Annotated in this window: 20 protein-coding genes; 7 read left to right on the top strand and 13 right to left on the bottom strand. The window is 60.4% G+C overall.

All coding sequences use genetic code 11. The features are described from left to right. The first annotated feature begins 89 nt into the window (after positions 1-89). The gene (locus tag ACIOU9_RS03070; RefSeq protein WP_133834263.1) at positions 90-767 is read left to right on the top strand and encodes a TrkA family potassium uptake protein; all 678 of its coding nucleotides are present in this window, start codon (positions 90-92) and stop codon (positions 765-767) included. Positions 768-783: 16 nt separating this feature from the next. Beyond that, a complete protein-coding gene (locus tag ACIOU9_RS03065; protein WP_105656752.1) occupies positions 784-1,449 on the top strand; it encodes a TrkA family potassium uptake protein in 666 nt (221 codons plus the stop codon). Here the strand turns inward: ACIOU9_RS03065 and ACIOU9_RS03060 are convergent. The 4 genes from ACIOU9_RS03060 to dut all read right to left on the bottom strand — a co-directional run bounded on the left by ACIOU9_RS03060 (position 1,446) and on the right by dut (position 3,815). Continuing rightward, on the bottom strand, positions 1,446-2,177 hold the full coding sequence (locus tag ACIOU9_RS03060) for a DUF3159 domain-containing protein (RefSeq protein ID WP_402696000.1): 732 nt from the start codon (positions 2,175-2,177) through the stop codon (positions 1,446-1,448). The genes ACIOU9_RS03065 and ACIOU9_RS03060 overlap by 4 nt on opposite strands. 61 nt (positions 2,178-2,238) lie before the next feature. Then, a complete protein-coding gene (locus ACIOU9_RS03055) occupies positions 2,239-2,613 on the bottom strand; it encodes a hypothetical protein (protein WP_105656753.1) in 375 nt (124 codons plus the stop codon). Between the two features lie 3 nt (positions 2,614-2,616). After that, positions 2,617-3,318, bottom strand: a complete 702-nt coding sequence (locus ACIOU9_RS03050) for a DUF3710 domain-containing protein (protein WP_105656754.1) — start codon at positions 3,316-3,318, stop codon at positions 2,617-2,619. 38 nt (positions 3,319-3,356) lie between these two features. Next, positions 3,357-3,815 (bottom strand): dUTP diphosphatase, encoded by a 459-nt coding sequence (gene dut / locus ACIOU9_RS03045; RefSeq protein WP_105656755.1) that lies wholly within the window; start codon positions 3,813-3,815, stop codon positions 3,357-3,359. A gap of 140 nt (positions 3,816-3,955) precedes the next feature. Between dut and ACIOU9_RS03040 the strand changes: the two genes are divergently transcribed. Continuing rightward, on the top strand, positions 3,956-4,489 hold the full coding sequence (locus tag ACIOU9_RS03040; protein WP_402695999.1) for a DUF3093 domain-containing protein: 534 nt from the start codon (positions 3,956-3,958) through the stop codon (positions 4,487-4,489). 87 nt (positions 4,490-4,576) lie between these two features. Here the strand turns inward: ACIOU9_RS03040 and ACIOU9_RS03035 are convergent, their stop codons facing one another. Then, positions 4,577-4,876 (bottom strand): DUF4193 family protein, encoded by a 300-nt coding sequence (locus ACIOU9_RS03035; RefSeq protein WP_105656757.1) that lies wholly within the window; start codon positions 4,874-4,876, stop codon positions 4,577-4,579. 260 nt (positions 4,877-5,136) lie between these two features. Between ACIOU9_RS03035 and sepH the strand changes: the two genes are divergently transcribed. Beyond that, positions 5,137-6,204 carry a septation protein SepH gene (sepH, locus tag ACIOU9_RS03030; protein WP_402695997.1) on the top strand — a complete coding sequence of 356 codons (1,068 nt, stop codon included), beginning with the start codon at positions 5,137-5,139 and terminating at the stop codon, positions 6,202-6,204. 89 nt (positions 6,205-6,293) lie between these two features. Here the strand turns inward: sepH and ACIOU9_RS03025 are convergent, their stop codons facing one another. Genes ACIOU9_RS03025 through ACIOU9_RS03015 form a run of 3 tightly spaced genes read right to left on the bottom strand, consistent with a single transcriptional unit; the run spans position 6,294 to position 10,780 of the window. Continuing rightward, positions 6,294-7,478, bottom strand: a complete 1,185-nt coding sequence (locus ACIOU9_RS03025) for an alkaline phosphatase family protein (RefSeq protein ID WP_402695995.1) — start codon at positions 7,476-7,478, stop codon at positions 6,294-6,296. A 2-nt stretch (positions 7,479-7,480) separates the two neighbouring features. Then, complete coding sequence (locus tag ACIOU9_RS03020) at positions 7,481-8,068, bottom strand: DUF5998 family protein (protein ID WP_105656760.1); 588 nt, start codon at positions 8,066-8,068, stop codon at positions 7,481-7,483. Between the two features lie 51 nt (positions 8,069-8,119). Beyond that, positions 8,120-10,780, bottom strand: coding sequence for a GNAT family N-acetyltransferase (locus ACIOU9_RS03015; protein ID WP_402695994.1), 2,661 nt, complete (start codon positions 10,778-10,780; stop codon positions 8,120-8,122). Between the two features lie 98 nt (positions 10,781-10,878). On the opposite strand from ACIOU9_RS03015, the gene ACIOU9_RS03010 reads away from it, so the two are divergent. Next, complete coding sequence (locus ACIOU9_RS03010) at positions 10,879-13,512, top strand: DNA topoisomerase (ATP-hydrolyzing) subunit A (protein WP_402695992.1); 2,634 nt, start codon at positions 10,879-10,881, stop codon at positions 13,510-13,512. Positions 13,513-13,583: 71 nt separating this feature from the next. Here ACIOU9_RS03010 and cydC read toward each other — a convergent pair whose 3' ends face one another. The 3 genes from cydC to ACIOU9_RS02995 are packed head-to-tail and all read right to left on the bottom strand — an operon-like array spanning position 13,584 to position 19,589. Beyond that, the gene (gene cydC, locus ACIOU9_RS03005; RefSeq protein ID WP_402695990.1) at positions 13,584-16,913 is read right to left on the bottom strand and encodes a thiol reductant ABC exporter subunit CydC; all 3,330 of its coding nucleotides are present in this window, start codon (positions 16,911-16,913) and stop codon (positions 13,584-13,586) included. A 27-nt stretch (positions 16,914-16,940) separates the two neighbouring features. Beyond that, on the bottom strand, positions 16,941-17,966 hold the full coding sequence (cydB, locus tag ACIOU9_RS03000; protein ID WP_402695988.1) for a cytochrome d ubiquinol oxidase subunit II: 1,026 nt from the start codon (positions 17,964-17,966) through the stop codon (positions 16,941-16,943). Between the two features lie 24 nt (positions 17,967-17,990). After that, positions 17,991-19,589: a cytochrome ubiquinol oxidase subunit I gene (locus tag ACIOU9_RS02995; RefSeq protein ID WP_402695987.1), complete on the bottom strand. Its 1,599-nt coding sequence runs from the start codon at positions 19,587-19,589 to the stop codon at positions 17,991-17,993. Positions 19,590-19,986: 397 nt separating this feature from the next. Here ACIOU9_RS02995 and ACIOU9_RS02990 point away from each other — a divergent pair, with 397 nt between their 5' ends. Continuing rightward, a complete protein-coding gene (locus ACIOU9_RS02990) occupies positions 19,987-20,358 on the top strand; it encodes a BlaI/MecI/CopY family transcriptional regulator (protein ID WP_066144398.1) in 372 nt (123 codons plus the stop codon). 155 nt (positions 20,359-20,513) lie between these two features. Here ACIOU9_RS02990 and ACIOU9_RS02985 read toward each other — a convergent pair whose 3' ends face one another. Further along, entirely contained in the window at positions 20,514-20,693 is a 180-nt protein-coding gene (locus tag ACIOU9_RS02985; RefSeq protein WP_353615986.1) for a hypothetical protein, read from the bottom strand. Here ACIOU9_RS02985 and ACIOU9_RS02980 point away from each other — a divergent pair. Beyond that, the gene (locus ACIOU9_RS02980; RefSeq protein ID WP_332727150.1) at positions 20,616-21,344 is read left to right on the top strand and encodes a M56 family metallopeptidase; all 729 of its coding nucleotides are present in this window, start codon (positions 20,616-20,618) and stop codon (positions 21,342-21,344) included. The genes ACIOU9_RS02985 and ACIOU9_RS02980 overlap by 78 nt on opposite strands. 70 nt (positions 21,345-21,414) lie before the next feature. Here ACIOU9_RS02980 and ACIOU9_RS02975 read toward each other — a convergent pair whose 3' ends face one another. Further along, positions 21,415-23,523, bottom strand: coding sequence for a type IIA DNA topoisomerase subunit B (locus ACIOU9_RS02975; RefSeq protein WP_105656859.1), 2,109 nt, complete (start codon positions 23,521-23,523; stop codon positions 21,415-21,417). Positions 23,524-23,662: the final 139 nt, after the last annotated feature.

Below are 23,662 nucleotides of genomic sequence, written 5' to 3'. Positions count from 1 at the left end.
GGTGCGATCAGCGCTATTGTTGCATTCGGAGCACACAGCTTGTGTGCGCCACTGGACATGCAGCAAGCAGTAGACCCAAGGAGTTCTCGGTGGCACATTTCGTGATCATGGGGTGCGGACGCGTCGGTGTCTCGCTAGCCCACACGCTGGATTCAGCGGGGCATTCCGTGGCAGTCATTGACCAGGACCCGCATGCCTTCCGCCGGCTGAGCAAAGGCTTCTCAGGTTCCACGGTGACCGGCATGGGGTTCGACAAGGACACCCTGGAAGCTGCCAAAATCGATGAGGCCTATGCTTTCGCCGCCGTATCCAGCGGTGATAATTCCAACATTCTCGCCACTCGCGTATCGCGCGAAACCTACAACGTCCCCCATGTCGTGGCCCGCATCTACGATCCAGGGCGCGCCGAGATCTACCAGCGCCTGGGTATCCCCACCGTGGCCGCGGTCCGTTGGAGCACCGATCAGGTGCTGCGCCGGATCCTGCCCGACTATTCGATGCGCGGTGACTTCCGGGAGCCATCGGGGCGCCTGGTGCTTTCCGAAGTTGCCCTGCACCGCGACTGGTATGGACGGCTGGTCAAGGAGCTGGAAGCGGCCGCCGGGGTACGAGTGGCCTATCTGACCCGCTTCGGCGAAGGCACCATCCCCGAGAGCCGCACCCGATTGCAGGGCGGCGACCTGGTGCACGTGATGATGCGGCTCGATGAGTCCAAGGACATCGAAAAGATCCTTGCCAGCCCGCCGGCTGCGCAGGCCAACGAATAATCTGAGAGGCACCCCCATGAAGGTCATGATTGCCGGGGCCGGCTCGGTCGGTTCCTCCATTGCCCGCGAACTTGTGATCAACCATCACGAAGTCCTGCTTATCGACCTGCAGCCGGAAATGGCCGAGCGCGCCGACCTGGAAGCGGTGAAGTGGCTGATTGGCGATGCCTGCGAATTAGCTGTCTTGCAGCAGGCACAGCTGGAAGAGTACGACGTGGTCGTTTCGGCAACCGGCGATGACAAGGTGAACCTTGTGGTCTCGTTGCTGGCCAAGAGCGAATTCGGCATCCGGCGCACCGTAGGCCGCGTGAACAATCCGAAGAATGAGTGGATGTTCGATGACGCCTGGGGCGTAGATGTAGCGGTCAGCACCCCGCGGCTGATGACCGCGCTGGTGGAAGAAGCCGTGGAGGTGGGCGACCTGGTGCGGCTGCTGACGCTGAAGACCGGCGAGGTCTACATGGTCGAGTTCACCGTCCCGCACGATTCGGCGTTGATTGGCCGCAGCATCGGGCGCATCTCCTGGCCCGAAGACACCACCATGATGGCAGTGGTTCGCGATAAAACGCCGTTCCCGCCCAGTGCCGATGATGTGATTGAGGGTGGCGATGAAATCTTCTTCATCACCACCCCGCAAGCCGAAGCCTTGTTGCGCCGCACGCTGCGCGACGCCACCCGCTAGACGGCTTGTGCTGGAGGGCTGGTCCCGTTGCTGGCTTCTGCTGCAGGCTTCGAGACCAGCCAGGCAAACCAGAGCCCCGCTGCATACAGCGGCACCCCCATCAAGGCGCGGGCCAAGCCCAAGGCCACGACGTCATCTGCGATGTACATCGGGATCTGCACTGCAAGGCGCAGCGCGAAAACAGCAATGATGATCCAGGTGGCCACCTGGTAGCGGCGCAAGCGCGCGGGTTTCTTGCGCCACTCGGTGCCTTCATTGCGGATGAACCCGAAGAGCAGGCCGATCAGCGGCCAGCGGGCCATCACCGAAATCAGCAATCCCGCCAAGTAGGCGGCCGATACGCAGAACCCTGGAATGTAGTAGTCCTTGGCATTGCCTGAATTGCGTGCGGCGAACGCGCAGATCAGGATGCCGATCAGCCCGGAGCCGGCCTGGATCAGCGTCGAGCGCTTGGCTAGGCGGATGATCATGAACACCACGCCAAGACTGATCGAAGCGATCAGCCCCCAGCCCAGATTGGAGGTCAGCGCGAAGACCATGATGAACACGAAACCGGGAAGCACCGTTTCCAGGATTCCGCGCACGCCACCGACGGTGGAGAGCAGATCTATCCCGCCGTCGGCATTTTGCGCGATGTTGGCGTTCGAGCCAATCATTTCCGCGAAGCTTGGATGCTTTGCTTCCGGCGTGGATCCATCTTCCGGACGCGATTCGTCGTTGTTCATCATGTTTTCTTCCAGTTAGACGCCAGCATGCTCTCGTTCCCAAGACCTTGAGGGAACGCGCGGATCACCCGCGGGCCTCCGGCACGATTACGTAGCGCGGATTAAAGATCGTCGGAACTTGATCCACGGGAGCGACCATTCCCGAGTATTCCACCTTCACGCCCGGCTTGATTCCCGGAACGGATTTCTGGCCCATGAACGCCAAACGCACATGCGGTACAGTCCCGCGACGAGCAGACACCGCACCGAGCCGGTCGACCACCACCGCGGTCAGCGTGGGTGCGACGTGTGGCGCGGAATAGCTAACCGATTGGATGTAGCCCGTGTGCTCCACCCTGCCCTTGACAGGCAGCTGTTCCAAGCTGTCCAGCCGCTGGTAGCTGAGCTTTTGGCCCGAGGGGCCAAGCAGCGCAGTGACGGGTTTGTCCTTCAGCGACATGCATTAGCCGATCTGGGTGATCTCTGGTCCGCGTTCTGGACGCTTCAGCTCAGAGTTCTGCTCAGGGTTCTGCTCAGTGCCTGCCGGGCGGGCCTGCGCATTGGCCGGAACACTCAGGGGCAAGAGTTCGGCCGGTGGCAGTGGCTTGTCGCCGCGGTTGACCACGACAGTGCGCAGGATCCCGTCAACGATGCCAGCCGCTTCTTCGTCTCCAATGGCAGCGCCGCCAATGACCGCACGCAGGAACCAGCGGTGGCCGTCGATGCCGACAAAGCGCAGGGCGACATGCCCGGCGCGACCATCAGGCAGCTGCTGCGGCACCTTGGCGAGCAGCTCCTGGCCGTAATCGCCGTCGCGGGTGAAAATTTCGCCGTTCTGGGCACTGATATCGCTCTTGATCTTGTCGCTGATGCCAGGCCACAGCGATTCGGACTTCGAGGAAGAGAAAGCCATCAGCTGGATACGCGACTCGGCGATCTCCAGCGACACCGCGATGACACGCTTGTTGGACTCTTCAACGTCCATGCGGACCTTCAAGCCTGCTACTGGCTTGATCAGGATCGAGCCGAAGTCAAGGTATTCCTGCGTATTCTCGACCTCGCTGTAGTCGAACGGGCCGTCCTTCGGCTCGGCCTCGCCCTGGCCTGCCTCAGCAGCTGGTGCGTCGACTGGCTGGTCTTGGGCTTTCTTGCGCTTGAAAATCATGGTGTCCTTAGAAAATCTCGTCTTGCACTCAAGGGTACTTACTTGGAACTGAATCCGCCGGTCGAACCGAACCCGCCAGCGCCGCGAGCACTGCCGTCCAGCGAATCGACTTGGATGAACGCTGCCTGCTCGACTTTCTGGATTACCAGCTGGGCGATTCGGTCGCCTCGGCTGACTTCGAAAGACTCAGACGTGTCGGTATTCAGCAAGGTGACCATGATCTCACCACGGTACCCCGCGTCAACAGTACCCGGTGCATTCACAACGGTAATGCCGTGCTTAGCAGCCAAGCCGCTGCGCGGATGCACGAGACCGACATAGCCATGCGGGATGGCCAGCGCAATGCCTGTTGGAATGAGCGCGCGGGCGCCAGGCTCCAGCACCAGCGACTCGCGAGCATGCAAGTCAGCACCGGCATCTGACGGATGCGCGTAGCTGGGAACCGGCAGTTCGGTGTCAAGCATCTTGATGGCAATGGAAATTGATGGCTCACTCATCGGTGTAGGTCTTCCCCCGGAGTTATGTGAAATAGTCACTCGATAGTTTCTCGTGGCTAACTCTATCGCGCGCGCAGGGCAATCCCCTGCCGCCAGCCCCGAGGTCATGGAACCAGGAAATATTGCCTAAACTTGGAACCATGAGTAATTCCAGCCCCGAGGGTTCGAACGTCCTGTACAGCGAAAAGCTCTGGCCATCGGCCAGCACCTGGATTTGGCCGATCATCATTTCCATCACCGCAGGTATCGCAGTAGCACCGATTAACAGCATCCTTGGATGGGTTGCCGGTGGCGTAGTTTTGATTTCACTGGTCGCGGTGTTCCTGCTGCGCGTGCCAGCCATCGAAGTCACCGATGATCTGGTCACCGTTGGCCGGGCCAGCATTGAACGCAAGTACATCGGCAACGTCGTCGGCTACCGTGGCGACGAAGCTTTCAAGCAGCGTGGACAGAAGCTTCACGGCTTGGCCTACATGCTGTTGCGTGGCTGGATCGACGGTGCCGTGCGCATGGAAGTGACCGACGAGCGAGACACCACGCCGTACTGGCTGACTTCCACCCGCCGCCCCGAAGAGCTGGCTGCCGCACTCTCGGGCGTGATGTACGAATTCACCGAGGAAGGCAAGGCCGAAGCAGCCAAGGAGGAACAGGCAGAAGACGCTTCAGGCGAATAGCATTCACGGCTCCATGGAATAAAGCGATGGCGTCCTGGACCTTCCGGTCCAGGACGCCATCGCTTTCAGAACTGTTGCGTAAGCTTCCTACCCTTCGCACTCGCTGCAGAATTTCTGCCCGTTGTCTTCACGGGCCAGCTGCGTGCGGTGACGCACCATGAAGCAAGATGCGCAGGTGAACTCGTCTGCCTGCTCCGGCAGGATCTCGATGCTCGCTTCTTCCTGCGATGCTTCGCCGCCGGGCAAAACATATTCCTCAGCCAAGGGTGTTTCGGCCTCGTCAACCAGGTTGGCCATGGCTGCGGTCTTGCCTGCCTTGAGCTGAGCGATTTCCTTGGCTCGTTCCGCTTCTGACATTGCCACGGGTGCAGCAGATTCATTTGCCATAATCGTTTTTCGCTCTTTCCTGCAGGTCTTCGTCCTAGCCGGCTGCTTCACAAGGTGAAAACTTATACCGGCATAGAAGTATAGCGTTATTCCGGGTCATCCATTCCCGTTCATGCCACGCTATGCCATGGGCGGAAGGTTCAAGGAATTACTGCGTGAGGTTGATGACTAATCTTGCGCCACACCCTGCGCGGTGGTAGGAATTCAGGCCTCGAGGTGGCAGAGTTTTACACAGGAAATAGAGCGTGTGGAGGGTAGGAATGCGTCAGCTGAGACTGGTAGGAATTCATGAAAATGGTTCCAGCCTGCAGGTCAGCAGCGACGACGGGATGAGCTTCGAGCTACCTGTTGACGATGCACTGCGCAGTGCAATGGCCGAAATTGCCCGTTCGCGGGCTCCAAGGAACCGTGAGGAGTCCTCGGTCCATTCGCCGCGCGAAATTCAAGCGCGAGTGCGCGCTGGTGCTTCCGCCTACGATCTGTCTCTCGAGTGGGATATCCCAGTCGAGGACATCGTCAAGTACGAAGGTCCGGTACTGGCTGAGCGCGAGCACATCGCCGAGCTAGCACGTCGTGTCGAGGTTTCAGGACCACAAACCGATGCCGAATACCGCGAAGTATTCGGCGAAGAGCCTGCGGATCTTGGTTCCATGGTGGTCCACCGCCTGCACCAGCTGCACATCGACGCCGACTCGGCTCGATGGAACGCCTGGAAAGATCCAGAAGGCCAATGGATCGTTACCGTGCAGTTCGATTCCCCGCTGCCGACCGAGAATGTCGAGTCCCTGGGCTCGGATTCCACTGAAGCTTCCTCGAACAGTGCGCGGTGGGCATTCACCCCGGCACGCAAGTCGTTGAAAAATCTGAACCGCTGGGCACAAACCTTGAGCGAACAGGTGGCCCCTGAGTACTTTCGCCCGGTCTCTGCGCTGAACCAGCCAGAGCCTGAGCCGGCTCCTGCAGCCAGCACCCCGGAACCGGATGAGACCGAAGAACTGGTCACGTTGCTGAACGCTCGTCGTGGGCAGCGCACGAAGGACCAGGATCCGGAGCGCGAGTCACGCTACAACGAGATCATCGAACGCAGCATGAGCAAGTACGACGCCGACGATGAGGACTCGCTGCCGCACCTTCCGCAAGGAATTTCGGCACGCACTTCGCAGCTGGTGGTCGTCACCGATCAGGATGCCGGCGGTGCGAACAGCACTGAGGACAAGCCGTCCGAGCAGAATACCGAGGAGTCCGCTCCGCGCAAGGCCAAGCGGTCTTCGGTCCCCAGCTGGGATGACATCATGTTCGGCAAGCGCAAGAAGGACACCGATTCCTGACGCGCCGCCGAGCTAGAGCGCATACGGGTGCGGGAGCAGCATTTATTCAATGCTGCTCCCGCACCCGTATGCGCTTGTTCCGTTGAGAACTAGGTGGTGCGGTGCACCAGCAGCGGGATGAAGCGCTCCCCCGCAGTGAGCGATCCGTGCTGCCCTACCATGTCAAACGCCATCGGCGTAACGCGTCGGCCGTCGTAGAAAGCGATAGCTTCCGCTGCCAGAATCATCAGATCACCCAGCCGGGCTGCATGCTCTTCGGTAATGGCGCCGAAGTAGCCCAGTTCAATGGCTTCCTCGCGCGTCATCACCCAGGCTTTGGTGCCGTAGGCCTGCTGCCAGGCCTCGCGTACGCGTAACCGGCTAGCCGCGTCGGTCTGCGTGTCGAAGGTCAATTGGACTCCACGAGGTTCGCCGCTGGTCAGCTCCACGCCTTCGATAAGGTCCGGCTGCTGGCTGTAGTCGATGCGTTGGGATGCGGGGATGTCCACCATTCCATGGTCACCGGTAATCAGCACCGTGGTTTCTTCTGGCAGCTTGGAGACCAGGTTCTTAGTGACGTAATCCAACTCTTCGAGCGTGTCCCGCCATTGGCTGGAGTCCACGCCGAATTTGTGTCCGGCCTTGTCCAATTCATTGAAGTACGTGTAGACCAGCGAATTGCGGTTCGACTCGAAAATGGTTCGGGTAGCACGCGCACGGGCCGCAGGCTGGTTCGCCGGCACGAATTTGGGGCCGCGCAACGACGCGCGAGTCAGGGCCGACTTGGCGAACATCGGAATAGACACGGTAGCCACGTGGATGCCGTGCTCGGCGACTTTCTGGAAAACGGTCGGGCGAGTCTGCCACGCTTCGGGGTCCAAGTCCCCTGGCCATCCTCCGAGCTGGTTAACTACACGGCGCTTGGCCGGATCGATGACGTCATAGCCAACCATTCCATGTTCGCCGGGAGCCAGGCCCGTGGCCAGGCTGCTCAGGGACGTCGCGGTGGTGGAAGGGAATCCCGTTCCCAGCTTCTGCCCCTTTTCGAACAGGCCGCGCAGGAAGGGTGCATGCCCGAGATGGCTCTTGAGCTGGTTCCAGCCCAGTCCGTCAACCATAATCAGTGCCACACGTTTTGTCGGGGCAAAGCCCAAAGCGTTCTCGTAGCCCGGAACGCCCATTGCAGCGGCTGCCGACGGAAGGATCTCCGACAGTGTAGCTTGGCCGTATTTGGGCGCGTCCGGGATTTTCTGTGCCGGGACAGGCAGGTTGCTGCGTTTCTGTTCCTCGATCATGCTCAGGCGATCGTGGCCAGGCGCAGGCGGACAGCGAATTCCCGTGCCTTGTTCACGGCCTGCTGGCCGTCGGCCTCGGCGCTGACGCGGATGACCAAGTCCTCAGGCTGCGAGGTGCCGTTCAGCCCGTGGTCGGCATCGCACTGCGGATCGGCACAGGCGGCAGGGGCCAGATCAATCCGCTTGGTTCCGTTCCAGGACAGTCCAAAGGTCAATTCCTTGACCGGGTCAGCGGCCGAGTAATGCTGCGGCTGGTGGTAGACGTAACTGGTGGCAACCGAGGCGATGCGGGCCAGGGAAATCATTTCGACGGAGACCTGCGCCATGACGTCCTTGCCGTGGTCGTCAAGCTGCTGGTCATCGACGTGCACAATGAAAAGCACCTTTTCACTCATCACCATAACGGTGATATGGCGGTGCACTTCGGTATGGTCGAAGTGAGTTTCCAGATGTACATAGTGGTCAAGCACTGGTTGGCCCATCATGGCTTCAGCCAGTACATCCTGGACCATCTGCGGATAAAAACCCGCACGGACCAGATCATGCTGAAGCTCAGCGCCAGGAGTGGTCGAATACGTTGGAGAACTCATGCCCCAATTCTACTCAGTCGCCACAGGCAATTCACGTTTCGGCGATTGCACTCAATTACGCAATGCCCGGCGGACGCTATCTGTGCGTTGCTCAGCGTTGCTGATCTGGATGTTCACCGCCAGCACGCTCAACGAATCGGTGGCAACGGTGATCGGCGCGAATTTGGCAACGGTCACTTCAGGATGGTTGTCCTTGAAGAGCGAGACGCGGGTGATGAAGTCCTTCAGGGCATCAAGATCCACCGCCGGCAATCCCTGGTAGCCGAAGAGCCGCACGCTGCTGCGCGGACGGCGGATGAGCTGTTCCAGATCATGGGTGGAGAACGGCGCCACGCCGTGGGCCCAATCATCGAGCAGGTTTACCGGATCGCCGCTGAGCCCGAAGGAAATGACTGGACCAAGCAACGGGTCTTCCACGGCCTTGACCACGCAAGCCTGGCCAGCAGGAGCCATGCTCTGCACTTCCAGGGAGTCCACGCCGTAAACCGCCATCAGCGACTTCATATGCGTGAAGTTCGCTTCCAGGCTCTGCTTGTCCGGGATGCTCAAGCGCACGCCGCCCAAGTCCAGGCGTTGGCGCAGATCAGGGTCGTTGGCTTTCAGTGCCACCGGCCAGCCGAATTCTTCGGCCGCCGCAACAGCTTCTTCTGCGGTGTGCACCACCCGATGGGACAGGAACTTGATCCCGTAGAAGTCCAGCAGCTTCTGCACCTGCGCGTCGTCCAATTCCAGCAGGTTGGTCCCCGAGATGGTCTGCACCAATTCATCAAGGTACTCCGCGGCACCGTCCACGTCGATTCCAGCTGGATCCTTCATCGGCTCGTAGGGAACGTCAACCCACTGCTGGTATCCATAGGCCTTGGCCAGGGCGCCGATGACGGTGGTTGGCGAGGTGTATACCGGAATCCCCTGCTTCAGGCCGCCAGTAATTTTCGTATCCGCCAGGCCCGGAACCAATGCCACCACTGGTTTTGGCTGGCCAATGAACTCCTTGGCGACCTTCAGAACTGCGCTGGTATCCAGCTCCGAGTAGGGCAGGTGCGCCAGCAGAATGGTGTGGATCTGCGGGTCTTCCACCAGTTCCTTGATCCGGGTGCGCAGCACCGGAATGGCCTTGGACTGGCCCATGCTGTAGTCCAGCTCTTCGCTCTGCACGACGGTGTTCAGGTTCCTGTCCTCGGCGACGTCGCACACCACCTCTGCGATGGTCGAGGAGTTGGACAGGATCGCAACGTTCGGGCCCTTCGGCGCAGGGAAGACCGAAAGCAGGGCCGTGACATCCAGCAGCTCTTCTGATGAACGCACGCGAATCACGCCAGACTGGCGAAGAATTGCGTTCATTGCACCTGGTGGCGCTTGGCCTACGCGCACCGAGTGGCCCGGAGGAAGGCGGCGGCCCATCACATCGGATTTAGCCACGATCACAGGCTTGCTGCGGGCCAGGCGCCGGGCGATGCGTGCGAACTTGCGTGGGTTGCCAAAGGATTCCAGGTACAACGCGACAACATGGGTACGCAGGTCGTCCTCAAAGAACTGCATCGCGTCGTTGCCGGATACATCAGCGCGCAGGCCTGCGGAAATGGCGCTGCTGGGGCCAACACCTTGCTGCAAGGCCACACCCTGGATGATTGTGCCCATGGCGGCCGATTGGGTGAAGAATCCGACGTTTCCGGATGGCGGAACGTGGTGGCTTCCGGTGGCATACAGCTTCACCTGCGGGTCGGTATTCATCAGCCCGGCAGAACCCGGCCCTACCACCCGCATGCCGTTGGCACGAGCCAGCGACACAAGTTCACGCTGGGCACTCAACCCTTCCGGAGTTTCGTAGCCGGTGGTCATGATGACCAGGGATTTGACCCCGTGGGTGGCGCAGTCCCCGATGGCTTCCATGACCCCTTCGCGCGGAATGCACAGGAAGGCGACATCCACCGGTCCCGGGATTTCGGTGATCTTCCCATAGGCCACCATGCCGCCCACTTCCAAGGCCGCATCGTTCACCGCATACACGGCACCGGTGTACCCGGATTCCACAATTTGTTCCAGCACGTCGTGCCCCAGCTTGCCCCAGGTGCGGCTGGCTCCGATGACGGCAACGGACCTAGGCGCCAGAAGAGCAGCAACACTGCTCGCCTCGGCGCGGTGTTCTCGCGCCTCGGTCACTTCGCGGGATTTCTCGGTGGGACTGATGGAAAATTCGAGCATGACTACGCCGTCTTCAAAATGCCGTGCGACCGCGTACCCGGCATCGGAGAAGACGGTGAGCATCTTCCGGTTCTCTGGAAGAACCTCGGCCGAGAACTTCTCGATGTCGTTTTCACGGGCCGCCGCGGCCAGATGCTCCAAGAGGATCGAGCCGATACCAGTGCCCTGGTATTCGTCCGAGACGTTGAAGGCGACTTCCGCCTCCCGCGGGTCATCCAAGCGGTCGTAGCGGCCGACGCCGATGATCCTTGCGCCACGAACCACGGTGAAGGCGACGCGATTCACATGGTCGACATTGGTGAACCGTTCGAGCTCTTTAGGGGTCAGTGACGACTTATACGTAAAATAGCGTAAGTAGACTGACGTCTCAGACTGCTGCTTGTGCATCTCCTGGAGCGCTTGGGCATCCTGCGGAGTAATCGGCCGCAGGTGTGCAGTTGTCCCATCGCGAAGCACAACATCTGCTTCCCAATGCGCCGGATATGCCGCCGAAAGTTTACGATCCACCATAGGCTTAGGATAGTCGGCAGTTCGGCGTTGCGCCCAGATGCAACACGAAGATTCGGCAGTTCCGGCCCTAAGACAGTAGATGAAGGACGAACAGAGTAATGGCTCGTAAGAAGTCTGAAGAGATTCCAGCGGATTTCGTTGAAAATATCGTCGATATAGACGTCACCAATGAAATGGAATCATCCTTCTTGGAGTATGCCTACTCGGTGATCTACTCCCGCGCGCTTCCCGATGCCCGTGATGGGCTGAAGCCAGTTCAGCGCCGCATCCTCTTCCAGATGGCGCAAATGGGCTTGCGCCCGGAGAAGGGCCATGTCAAGTCTGCCCGCGTGGTCGGCGAAGTGATGGGCAAGCTGCACCCCCATGGCGACACCGCGATCTACGACGCCATGGTCCGCCTGGCCCAAGACTTCTCCCTTCGGCTGCCATTGATCGATGGCCACGGAAACTTCGGATCGCTCGATGACGGCCCGGCAGCCCCGCGTTACACCGAGGCCCGTCTGGCAGCCTCCGCTGTTGCCATGACCGCTAACCTGGATGAAGAGGTCGTGAACTTCGTCCCGAACTACGACAACCAGTTCATGCAGCCCGAAGTGCTGCCGGCAGCATTCCCCAATCTGCTGGTCAATGGCACCACCGGCATTGCCGTGGGCATGGCCACCAACATGGCTCCCCACAATCTGGGCGAAGTTGTCGCTGCTGCGCAACACCTGCTCAAGGAACCTGACGCCACCGTCGAAGAACTCATGAAGTTCATTCCGGGCCCGGATTTGCCCTCGGGCGGCAGCATTACCGGTTTGGACGGCATCAAGGATGCCTACCGCACCGGTCGTGGCTTGTTCCGCACCCGAGCTACCGTGGCCCTGGAGAAGATCTCCGCACGCAAGTCGGGCCTGGTAGTCACCGAACTGCCTTATGGCGTGGGCCCTGAAAAGGTCATTGAGAAGATCAAGGATGGCGTCAACAGCAAGAAGATCTCCGGCATCTCCGATGTTGTCGACCTGACCGACCGGCATCACGGCCTGAAGCTGGTTATCGAGCTGAAGAACGGTTTCAACCCGAACGCTGTCCTGGCCAGCCTGTACAAGTACACCCCGATGGAAGACTCCTTCGGCATCAATAACGTTGCCCTGGTCGACGGCCAGCCACGCACCATGGGGCTGGGCGAGCTGCTCACCGTGTATGTGGACCACCGGCTGGATGTTGTACGCCGTCGCACCGCGCATCGCCTGGCCAAGCGTGAAGACCGTTTGCATCTGGTGGAGGGCCTGCTGATTGCCATCGTTGATATTGACGATGTCATTGCCATTATCCGTTCCTCCGAGCAGACCGCAGAAGCACGCGAACGCCTGATGACGGTCTTCGACCTGAGCGAGCCGCAGGCCAGCCACATCCTGGAACTGCGGTTGCGCCAGCTGACCAAGTACTCCACGCTGGAGCTGGAGACCGAAGCCGAGCAGCTGCGCAACGAAATCGAGGAACTGCGCGCCATTTTGGAGTCCGATGAGCTGCTGCGCACCCTGGTTTCCGATGAGCTCGGGGAAATGGCCGACACTTTCGGCACCCCGCGCCGGACCAAGCTGCTGAAGTCTGCTCAGCTGGCACCACTGAAGGGCACCGCGTTGCCTGAAGAAGTCGGGACAGGCAAGAAGGCCAAGTTGGCCATGGAAGTCTCCGACAGCCCGTGCTGGGTATTGCTCTCGGCCACGGGGCAGCTCGCCCGGACTCCTGATCGGGACGTCGTGGACTACTCCGCGGCGCGCATCAAGCACGACGTGCTCACCTCGCAGGTTGCCTCCAGCGCCCGTGGTGAGATCGGAGCGCTGACGAGTACCGGACGGATTATTCGCATCTCGCTGATCGATGTTCCGGTGCTTCCCGAATCCCATGGCTTCCCGCAGCTGGCCCATGGCGTGCCGATCTCCGAATTCCTCAAGCTGGGCAAGGGCGAAAGCGCGGTGGCACTGGTTCCGCTGAACCAGGTGATTGCCGTGGGCACCAAGAACGGTGTGGTCAAGCGGGTCACCCCGGACTACCCGCTGAACCGTGACGAGTTCGAGGCGATCACGCTCAAGGACACCGACGTCGTGATTGCCGCGGCGCCGGCCGAGGATGCCGATGAGCTGGTGTTCCTGACCAGGCAGGCTCAGCTGCTGCGTTTCAGCGCTTCGGCGGTGCGTGCCCAGGGCCGCACCGGACAAGGCATGGCCGGCATCAAGCTCGCCGCCGATGACCAGGTGATCTTCTTCGGTGTGGTTCCTGCCGGTGCTGGCGACGCGGTGGTGGCCACGATCGCTGCCGGTTCGCAGACCCTTCCTGGCACCTCGGGCCAGTCGGTGAAGCTCACCGACTTCTCCGAGTTCCCGGCGAAGGGCCGCGCCACCGCGGGCGTGCGCGCTCACCGTTTCGTCAAGGGTGAGGACTACCTGCAGCTAGGCTATGCCGGCCAGGGTCCTGCGCGTGCCAGCTCCACGGCAGGCGTAGTGCGTGCTTTGCCTACCGAATATGGCAAGCGCGATGGTTCGGGCGCGCCTTTGGCCCAGTCAGTGAACATCATTGGCGGAACCATTGCCGGCGGGCACGATGCTTCTGCAGCACCTGCTGCCCAGGACCTCCAGGCAACCGCGCGGCAAGAAGCGTTGATTCCCGAGACAACCAAGGCAAAAGCGGCCCCGGCGATCACGCCGGGCGAAGACGCGCTGCCTTTCGACGACGGTGGAGTAATCCTCTAATCCAGCAGCGCCAGAACTGAACGCGGCGTCGTTTCCACCTCCTATCCGTGGGTGGAAGCGACGCCGCAGTCCTATGCGCTGACCCTGGGCTTCTGGCTTCCCAGTTCAATGCGGTGGGTGCACTGCCCGGCAAGCATCTGGTCATGGGTGATCAAGACGACGGTTCGTCCGGCAAGGGCGAGATGCAAGGTGGAAAGCAGCTCCTGGGCTTCATCCACCCCCAGATGGGCAGTCGGTTCATCAAGCAAGATGATCTGGTGGCCGCCCACCATGGCACGGGCCACGGCGAGCTTGCACCGCTGACCGCCGGAGAGCTGGTGCCCGCCGGAACCGATGCGTGCCTCGAGGCCTTCTGGCTGTGTTGCCAACCAGTCCGACAGCCCGACTTGCTCCAGCACTTCTTCCAGCTGCGCATCGCTGCGCAGCTGGCCTTCAGTGACGCCCAGCATCAGGTTCCGGCGAATCGAGGAGTCGAAGAGGTGCGCCTCTTGCGGGCACCAGGCAACCGATGACAGGTCTGCCTGCTCTAGATCCAGCAGGTTCCCGCGGGCATCGATGCCCTTCAACGTGCCCGCCTGCGCTGGCAACGCGCCCAGCAACGCGGTGAGCAACGTCGATTTGCCAGAACCCGATGGACCGGTAATGGCCGTCCATTGCCCTGCCGGGATGCGGGCGTTCAGATTCTCCAGAACTGGCGTTCCCTGCTCGTACCCGAGGCTCAGCGCTTGCGCATCGAAGCCGGCGATCCTGCTTTGCTTCACCGGCGGGTTGTGCTGCGCTGCTCGTGCGCCGTGGCTTTGCATGCCGCGTTCTTCCAGCTTCGATGACAGTACCTTCAGCGCCCGCCCCTGCTGCACCGCCAGCAGGGCATTGCCAGCGCTCTCCCCCAAGGCCAGGCCCAGGAGCACGGCCAGTGCCGTAAACGATGCGCTGCTGTGCGATAGCGCGGTGATGGCAATGGCAAGCAATACGCTGGTCAACGCGGCCAGGGCCGTGGCGCTGCCTTGGCCCAGGGCATGCCGGCGAGCGCGCTGCGTATTGCGTGCTTCGGCGTCCTGGAACCGGCCAATGGTCCGTTCCATGGCCTGATTGCTGCGCAGTGCGGACTTGTGCCGCAAGATGCCCAGCACGCTCTGGTTCATCTGCATCCGGTGGCTGAGCTGATGCACGAGGTGTTCGCCTTCAATGCGCTGCACAAGCCAACGCACCGGGAAGACCAGCACCAGCAGCGCACCGAGGGCCAGATATCCGAATTCGGGCTGGATGAAGTACAAGGCCGTTGCTGCTGCAACCCACACTACGATTGCCTGCAGCGGCGGGAACAGCACCCGGGCCAATAGGTCGCGCAGTTCATCGACCTCGGCCAGCAAGAATCGCAGGATGACCGAGGAACGGGTCAGCAAGCCCCACTGTGCGGGGTTGGCCACCATCGCGTTCCACATCTTCTCGCGCAAATCCGAGGCATAGGCCAGCACCGCGTCGTGAATCGCGAGCTGTTCCAGGTAGCGGAAGGCAGCTCGTCCGATTCCCAGGCCTCGGACCATCGCGAAGGCTACGGTCAGGTGCAAGATGGGAGGCTGGTAGCTGGCTTCAACGATCAGCCAACCGCTCAGGGCCGCGAGCGCCACGGCGCATAGCACGCTGACTGTCCCCCAGAGCACGCCCTTGGGGGCAGCTTTGTACCCGGCAAGCAAGTCGCGCATCGGGGTGAACTTGGACTTCACCGGCCGTTGGCCAGTGGCGCCAGGCTGCGTTGCCGCGGTGGCTCGCGACCGGTTGCCTGCGGATTCTTCACGGTGGGCAGGGCCAGCACCATGCGCTATGCTGCCCGCACGTTCGTCCTGCCCGAAGGCGGGGTCGTGGCTGGCGACCAGCATCGCGCAGCGGGCTGGAAGTTCACTCAGCAGTTCGCGTACTTGCTGGGCGTTGCGCTCATCGAGGTGCGCGGTAGGCTCATCGGCCAGCAGCACGGTGCAGTGGTCGTCGCTGTGAACCCGCAGCAACGCGCGCAGCACTTCCAGGCGGCGCAGCTCGCCGGGTGAATATTCACCGATCGGGCGCTCGAGCATGGACTCCATCGATAGCCGGGAGCTGAGCTCTCGGCGCAGTTCAGCCGATGCCGCGGGGGCGTCCTGGTCCAGTTGCCCGTTGCCGGTTGCTGCGTTGAATTGCGGATGCTGGCTAATCACTGCAAGCTGGCCGGCTATGAAGACCCGCCCGGTGGCCAAGGCCGGATCGAAGGTGTTGTCGCTGCTGTGCGCCTCGGCGATCAGCTTGAGCAGCGTGCTCTTGCCCGAACCGCTGGCAGTGGACAATACAAGGCGCTCCCCCGCGCGCAACTGAATATTCACGGCTTGGTGGATTGGATGCATGCCATCGTAGCTGATCCGCAGGTCCGCGACGTCCAGGACGCTATCTGCATTCCTGGCAGTGCTGGCACGAAGCTGATGGACCGGGGTGGCAGCGGTGATGGCTGTGTACTTCTGGTAGGCAGCCAGCCCGTCATCGGCCGCATGGTAGGCAGAGCCCACTTCGCGCAGTGCCGAGAACAGCTCGGGTGCCAGGATGAGGATTATCAGCCCGGCGGCGAGATCCATATTCCCGCTGACCAGTCTCACGCCGATCATCACCGCGAGTACCGCCACCGAAAGGGTTGCGATCAGTTCCAGCCAGAAGCTGGACATGAATACGGTTTTCAGGTTGGCCATGGTGGCCGCCCGGTATTTGCTGCTGACGGCGGCGATGGCGCTGCCGTGGGCCCGTGCCCGGCCCAAGCCCAGCAGTGCGGGCAAGCCCTGGGCGAGTTCGTAGAGCTGGTGGGCAAGCCGATCCAAGGTGGCTTGGGATTCGTTGAGGGTGTCCTGGGTGTGCATGCCGATCAATGCCATGAACACCGGCACCAGCGGGATCGTCAGGAGCAGCACCACTGCGCTGATCCAGTCCAGCTGCAGAATGTAGAGGCCAAGCAGCAGCGGGACGGCCAGGGCGCCGATGAGCGCAGGAATGAATTTGGTGAAGTAGTCATCGAGCTTCTCAAGGCCATGGCTGGCCAAGGTGGCGGTGACCGGTATGGAATGCTGTTCCGCCGCGGGGACGATGGCCGGTTGCGCGGCTTGCCTGCGCACCAGGTTCAGCCGTAGCCGTTCCTTCGCGCCCAGGCCCATGCGGCGGGCGCCGGCGTTCAATCCCCATGCGCTGAGCGCTCGAAGCGCGGCGCCGGCCAGCGCCAGGATCAGCAGGTGCGATTTATTGGCCCCTCCATCGGCCATGGTGGCGATCCATTGGCCCAGCGCGTAGGCGACGAATACCAGCCCGACGACTTTGAGCGCGGAGAACAGCGCCAAAACCAGGAATTGTCGTGGCGTGATCAGTTCACGCGGCAGGAATCGCGGGGCTGGCATTACTACTTCTTTCCCTCGGAAATGCGGTTACTTGATGATGGAGACGACTCGATGAGTTTCTGGAATGTGCTCTTCGCGCAAGCGCTTGCGGAAGACCCAGTAGCTCCAGGCCTGGTACGCCAGGACCATTGGCACGCCGAAGGCGGCCACGACGCTCATGAGCTTCAGGGTGTAGGCAGTGCTGGACGCGTTAGCCACGGTCAGGTCGAAGGCCGGGTCGATGGTCGATGGCAGCACTACCGGGTAAGCGGCGGTGAAGATCGCTGCGACCCCGGCGAGCAAGGTGGCGCCCAGGCCGATGAAGGAGAGTCCCTCGCGCCCAGCGCGGCCGCTGGCTATCGAAATGGCCAGGCAGACCGCTGCCAGGCCCAACACCGCCCAGGCGATGGTGGAATCGTTGTCCAGCAGCACCAGCAGGACCCACGCAACTAAGGGCAGGATTGCTAGCGGCAGCCAGCGGCCTACGAGCTTTCCTGCTTCATGGCGGACTTTTCCGTCGGTTTTCAACCGCAGGAATGCCAACGCATGGATCCAGCAGAACGCCACCACTGCTGCGCCGCCGAGGACGGCATGCCAGTTCAGCCACGCGAAGGCCCCTCCGATTCGGTCGCCGTTCTCGTTCAAAGGCAGACCCAAGGTGGTCAATGCCAGCATGGCACCGACACCGAAGGCGGCCACCAGCGATCCGATTCCCAAGGCCAGGTCCCAAGCTTTCCGGGTTGCTGCGGTGATCGCCTTGCCTCGGTACTCAATGGCAACGGCACGGAAAATCAACGCCAGCAGGACAAAGGTCAGCGGAATGTAGAGGGCCGAGAACAGCGAGGCGTACCAGTGCGGAAACGCTGCGAAGGTCGCACCGCCGGCGGTCAGCAGCCATACCTCATTGCCATCCCAGACCGGGCCGATGGTATTGAGCAAGAGCCGTTTGCGCTTCTCGGTGGAACGGCCGAGACCGATGAGCATGCCCACCCCGAGGTCAAAGCCTTCGAGGAAGAGATAGCCGCACCAGAGCAGCGCGATCACAATGAACCAAAGTGTTGGAAGCCAATCCATTGATGTTCTCCTTAGTCCGTGCCGCTAGTAGGCGAAGGCCAGTACGTCGTCGTCATCGTTGTCCGGGTCCGAGGGGCCGTCCGCTGGTGAATGATCTGACGGTTCAAGCTCCGGCATTGCCGATGCCACGCCGCCACGAATGTAGCGGCTGAGCAGCACCAGTTCCACGACGAGCAGCAGACCGTAGATTGTCGTGAGCGCGATCAGCGAGAAGAGCAGTTCTCCTGCGCTCACTGTCGGAGAGACCGATGCTGCGGTGTACATGAACACCTGGTCCACGCCACCCATCTGCGGGTTGGGGACTACAGTGAATGGCTGCCGGCCCATTTCGGTGAAAATCCAGCCAGTGGCGTTTGCGCCGAAGGGTGCGGCAATGCCTAGCAGGGCAAGGCGCGAGAGCCATTTGTTTTCTGGGACGGTGCCCTTGCGAGTGATCCATAGCGCAACGCCAGCAGCCAATGCCGAGAGCCCGCCGAGGGTGATCATCAAGCGGAAGCCCCAGTAGGTCACTTCCATCACTGGCAAGTAGTTGATTTCCTGGCCTGCGTACTTGCCGAAGGATTCATCGTTCGGATAGTACTTGCCGTATTTTTCCTGGTATTCCGGAATCAGCGTGTTCACGCCCTTGATTTCGGTGGTGAAATCCCCATTGGCCAGATACGAGAGAATGCCCGGGATTTCGAAGACCGCTACGACGTTGTCGCAGTTGGTTGAACCCTTGGCGGTGATATCTCCCAAGGACAGCACCGAGAAGCCTGTTCCATCGTGGCAAGCTGCCTCCGCAGCAGCCATTTTCATCGGCTGCTGCTCGAACATGAGCTTTGCTTGTTCGTGCCCGCTCAGTGCCACACCGAGGAACGCGACCATTGCTACCGCGGCGCCGATGCGCAGGGACTTGATCCAGACTTGGTAGTCCACCTTGTCACGGCTTTTACCGCGGCTGGGATCTTCGCCCACGACAACATATCCGTTGGCATCCACCGAGTCGATGCCTTCTTTGCGTCGGCGGTAGAGATGGAACCATGAGATGCCCAGCAGGAAGCCGCCGGCAACGGCGAAGGCACCGAAAATAGTGTGCGGGAACGTCACTAGCGCCGTGTTGTTGGTGAACACCGCCCATGCGTCGGTCATCACGGCTCGGCCGTCAACTATTTTCGTTCCAACCGGGTGCTGCATCCATGAGTTCGCAACAAGGATGAAGTAGGCGGAAAAGATCGTTGCCAGGGATGCGCACCAGATGGTTGCCAGGTGCACGCGTTTGGGAAGCTTCTTCCAGCCGAAGATCCAGAGCCCCAGGAATGTAGATTCTACGAAAAAGGCCAGCAGTGCTTCCATGGCCAACGGCGCTCCGAATACGTCCCCTACATAGCGGCTGTATTCGCTCCAAGCCATGCCGAACTGGAACTCTTGGACAATGCCCGTGGCGATGCCCATGATGAAGTTGATCAGGAAAAGCTTGCCCCAGAATTTTGTCATTCGCAGCCAGTGCTCGTTGCCGGTGCGATGCCACATGGTTTGCAGCGTGGCCACGGTCAGGCCTAGTCCAATGGTCAGGGGCACCATCAGGAAGTGGTAGACCGTCGTAATGCCGAATTGCCAGCGGGCAATCTCTAGAGCATCCATGGATTCCTCAACTATCGTGGGATCGAAGTTCAATCACTTTTCTACGTTCCGTAGAAAAGTTCTCCAAGGCCACCATAGACGATTTCGACAGCGTGTAGAAATCGAGACGATGAGCAATTTCAGAAACTGGAAACTTCGCCAGTGCGCACGTGGGCGCAAATACTAAGCCTATTGACAGGGTTGTGTCTACGGTTCTTAAAAAACCCAAGTCAACAAGTTTCACCCGCGACATTCTCGCACCTCATTGCGAAACGGGTAAAGCATGTACTCACCCCTCTCTTTTACATGCCGTAGAAATATTGTGGAAAGATGGCTACAATTAAGAACCCAAGCAGTGTGCTTGCACTCCATGAGTCAAGCAACCGCGTCAAAACTAATGCAAGTGAGGTACGACCTAGTGGCCAGCCTTGGCGATCTGGAACGCTCCGTCATGGATCTTCTGTGGGATTCTGCAGAACCACTCACCGCGAATGACCTTCGTGATGATTTGGCGGCGCTTGGCACCGACGCGAAAGAACTCGCAGTCACTACGGTGCTGACTGTGCTAGCCCGTCTCGAAAAGAAGGGTTTGGTAGAGCGCGAGCGCACTACCCGCCCTCACCGGTACGCAGCTTCATCCTCCCGTGAGGATCACACCGTTGGACTGCTCAACGACGCCCTGGGCACCGCCCAGGACCGTGAAGCAGTCCTGGCACGATTCATCGGAGGCATCTCCCCCGACGAGGCAGCATCCCTGCGTGCTATCTTGGACTCAGTAAAGTCCGCATAATTTAGAAGAACTTCGGGGACTGAGTGCTTCTCACCTCATATTTCCTAGCGGCGTTGGCTATCGCATTGGCGTGGCCGACGCCGTTGGCTTTATCCAAGGCTAAATGGACCGCCCGCTCACCAGTGCAAGCGGTACTCCTTTGGCAAGCCATCGCATTAGGCGGTGGACTTTCCATGATCGGCTCGATGCTTGTCTGGGGCTTGGCCCCATTGGGCGATGACCTCATCTCCGCGCTTCATGGCGGCTGGCTCCTGATAATGGGAGATCCCAGTGTGCCCGACCCCGGCGAAGTGCACCTGTTCGCCTTGAGCGCAGCACTGCTCTTCGGATTTCACCTGGTATTAACCCTCATACGAGCGGCTTGGCGCATCTCTCGCCAACGAGCCAAGCACCGGCATCTGCTGCGCCTCTTGAGCAACCCGTCCCAGACGCGGCCAAATACCCTAGTGATTGATCACGACATGCCTGTTGCATATTGCGTGCCGGGGATTTCGCAATCGGTGACCGTGCTATCGCGCGGATTGCTCACCCAGCTCTCTGCCGAAGAGCAACAGGCGGTTATTGCCCATGAACGCTCCCATTTGGATCAACGGCATGATCTGCTGATCCTGGCATTCACGGCGTGGCACGAAGCGTTGCCTTGGCTACCGACTTCACGCCTTGCCCTCGACGCAGTGCGCCAACTGATAGAAATGCTCGCCGACGACAAAGCACTGGAAAAGGTCAATAGGCACACTTTGCTCAAAGCCATTGTCACTGTCGCCACCGCCGCAGCAATGGATGATTCGTCGTCAAAGAATCATTCGTCCAGTGCCGGCCTAGTTGGCATGCCAGATGGTGAAGTCTCCTCCCGCCGGCTGCAACGCTTGCTCTCCCCGCAGGATCCGCTGGGCCGCCCGCAGCGCGCACTAGTGCTCCTGAGCACCATCATGTTGCTGATCTGCCCGACAGTCCTGCTCATCGCACCGCGGTTGCTGGACTGGTAGCACTCTCTTGGCGCAAACAGCGAAGTCCCTGGACCCCGTTAGGGCCAGGGACTTCGCCGTTTGCATTGCTCTAGACGTCGATACGATCTCGTTCAAGATCGTCGGCGCCGTCGATAATGAACTTCTTGCGAGGCGCTACGTCGGAGCCCATCAGCAGATCAAAGACCTCCTCGGCTGCCTGCGCATGCTCGATGCCGACACGGCGCAGCATACGATGACGCAGGTCCATGGTGGTTTCAGCCAGCTGGTCCGCGTCCATTTCGCCTAGGCCCTTATAGCGCTGGATCGGCTCCTTGTAGCGTCGGCCTTCCTTCTCCAAGTTGGCCAGCAGCTTGGTCATTTCCGCCTCAGAGTAGGTGTAGATAACCTCATTCTGCTTCGACCCCGGATTGATCACCTCAATGCGGTGCAGCGGCGGAACCGCTGCATAGACGCGACCGTGCTCGATCATGGGACGCATGTAGCGATAGAACAACGTCAACAGCAATGTCCGAATGTGCGCACCGTCAACATCAGCATCAGTCATCAAGATGATCTTGCCGTATCGGGCTTGCTCAATGTCGAAGCTGCGCCCCGAACCGGCCCCAATCACCTGGATCATCGCTGCGCACTCCGCGTTCGAGAGCATGTCCGAAATCGAGGCTTTTTGCACGTTGAGGATCTTGCCTCGAATTGGCAGCAGCGCCTGGTACTCGCTGGAGCGCGCGAGACGGGCAGTGCCCAATGCGCTGTCGCCCTCGACGATGAACAGTTCAGACTTTCCAACTTCCTTGCTGCGGCAATCGAGCAGTTTGGTTGGCAGCGAAGAAGACTCCAAAGCGGTCTTGCGACGCTGGGTTTCCTTGTGCATACGTGCCGACACGCGAGATTTCATCTCGTTGACGACCTTCTCCAGCAGCGTGGACGCTTCAGCCTTCTCGTTGCGCTTATTGGATCCCAGTCGGTCGTTGAGTGCCTTCTCCAGCACCTTGGAAACAATCTGGCGCACCTGCGGTGTACCCAAAATTTCCTTGGTCTGCCCTTCGAACTGCGGCTCTGCCAGTCGGACGGTCAGCACGGCAGTCATGCCCGCCAGCACGTCGTCCTTCTCCAGCTTGTCCTTCTGGCCGAACTTGAGCTTCCGCGCATTGGCCTCCACATTCTTGCGGAAGGACTTGAGCATGGCCTGTTCGAAGCCGGCAGTATGCGTACCGCCCTTGGGGGTCGCAATGATATTCACGAAGCTGCGCAGCGAGGTTTCGTAGCCGATTCCCCAACGCACCGCGACGTCAACTTCGCAGACACGCTGCACATCTTCAATATGGCTGCGACCACTGCCATCGATGACCGGAACCTTTTCATGGAACGATCCGCTGCCATGGAAACGCCAGATGTCCGTGACCGGCGAGTCGCTGCTCAGATAGTCGACGAACTCGCTGATGCCGCCATCATGCTGGAACACTTCCTCATGAGGCCCGTCCGCACCCGGGGTATCCGGTAATCCACGTTCATCGCGCAGGGTGATGCGCAACCCAGGAACCAAGAAGGAGGTCTGGCGCGCTCGATCCTGCAAATCCTTATAGGAGAACTTCGCATCCGGGGTGAAGATATGGTTATCCGCCCAGTAGCGAATGCGCGTTCCAGTCACGCCCCGCTTGGCTTTGCCGATAACGCCCGGAGCCGTCGCCGTCTCATGGGCCTTGAAAGAAGCGTCCGCTTTCTTGCGGCCCTTATCGGTAAATTTGCCTGGCTCTCCACGACGGAACTGCAGGCCGTAGGTCTTGCCGCCGCGGTCAACTTCGACGTCCAAACGGGCCGACAAGGCGTTGACGACCGAGGCGCCCACGCCGTGCAGACCGCCCGAAGCACTGTAGGAGCCGCCACCGAACTTGCCGCCGGCGTGCAGCTTGGTGAAGACAACTTCCAAACCGCTCAAGCCTGTCTTGGGTTCAACATCGACAGGAATGCCGCGGCCGTCATCCTGGACTTCAACGGAGCCGTCAGAGTGCAAGATGACGTCAATTGCCTGGCCGAAACCGCCCAGCGCTTCGTCAACTGAGTTATCGATGATCTCCCAGAGGCAATGCATCAAGCCACGGGAGTCGGTGGAGCCGATGTACATGCCTGGGCGCTTACGAACCGCTTCCAGGCCTTCCAAGACCGAAAGGTGCCGGGCGCTGTAATTGTCGGATGAAGCCACTGAGCTGTTGTCTCCTACTTGCATGAGAAAGTACGTCTTATTCCATATTCTAATCGTTAATGTGTTCGAATACCCGCTATTTTCCGGTGCTGCCCAGCACGCCGGTCTCCTATGACCTTATCCACATGCGCTACGCGGT

Origin of the sequence: Glutamicibacter sp. NPDC087583 (assembly GCF_044743685.1) — a bacterium.
In the GTDB taxonomy this organism is placed as follows: domain Bacteria; phylum Actinomycetota; class Actinomycetes; order Actinomycetales; family Micrococcaceae; genus Glutamicibacter.
This window is presented reverse-complemented; position numbering and strand designations above follow the sequence as displayed.

Coding starts and splice junctions, on each gene's coding strand:
- ACIOU9_RS03025 (WP_402695995.1), bottom strand. CDS start 7,478: ATGATCGAGGAACAGAAACGCAGCAACCTGCCTGTCCCGGCACAGAAA.
- ACIOU9_RS03020 (WP_105656760.1), bottom strand. CDS start 8,068: ATGAGTTCTCCAACGTATTCGACCACTCCTGGCGCTGAGCTTCAGCAT.
- ACIOU9_RS03035 (WP_105656757.1), bottom strand. CDS start 4,876: ATGGCAAATGAATCTGCTGCACCCGTGGCAATGTCAGAAGCGGAACGA.
- ACIOU9_RS03060 (WP_402696000.1), bottom strand. CDS start 2,177: ATGATGAACAACGACGAATCGCGTCCGGAAGATGGATCCACGCCGGAA.
- ACIOU9_RS02980 (WP_332727150.1), top strand. CDS start 20,616: ATGGGAGATCCCAGTGTGCCCGACCCCGGCGAAGTGCACCTGTTCGCC.
- ACIOU9_RS03055 (WP_105656753.1), bottom strand. CDS start 2,613: ATGTCGCTGAAGGACAAACCCGTCACTGCGCTGCTTGGCCCCTCGGGC.
- ACIOU9_RS03065 (WP_105656752.1), top strand. CDS start 784: ATGAAGGTCATGATTGCCGGGGCCGGCTCGGTCGGTTCCTCCATTGCC.
- cydB (WP_402695988.1), bottom strand. CDS start 17,966: ATGGATTGGCTTCCAACACTTTGGTTCATTGTGATCGCGCTGCTCTGG.
- cydC (WP_402695990.1), bottom strand. CDS start 16,913: ATGCCAGCCCCGCGATTCCTGCCGCGTGAACTGATCACGCCACGACAA.
- ACIOU9_RS03050 (WP_105656754.1), bottom strand. CDS start 3,318: ATGATTTTCAAGCGCAAGAAAGCCCAAGACCAGCCAGTCGACGCACCA.
- ACIOU9_RS02995 (WP_402695987.1), bottom strand. CDS start 19,589: ATGGATGCTCTAGAGATTGCCCGCTGGCAATTCGGCATTACGACGGTC.
- ACIOU9_RS03040 (WP_402695999.1), top strand. CDS start 3,956: ATGAGTAATTCCAGCCCCGAGGGTTCGAACGTCCTGTACAGCGAAAAG.
- ACIOU9_RS03015 (WP_402695994.1), bottom strand. CDS start 10,780: ATGGTGGATCGTAAACTTTCGGCGGCATATCCGGCGCATTGGGAAGCA.
- sepH (WP_402695997.1), top strand. CDS start 5,137: ATGCGTCAGCTGAGACTGGTAGGAATTCATGAAAATGGTTCCAGCCTG.
- dut (WP_105656755.1), bottom strand. CDS start 3,815: ATGAGTGAGCCATCAATTTCCATTGCCATCAAGATGCTTGACACCGAA.
- ACIOU9_RS03010 (WP_402695992.1), top strand. CDS start 10,879: ATGGCTCGTAAGAAGTCTGAAGAGATTCCAGCGGATTTCGTTGAAAAT.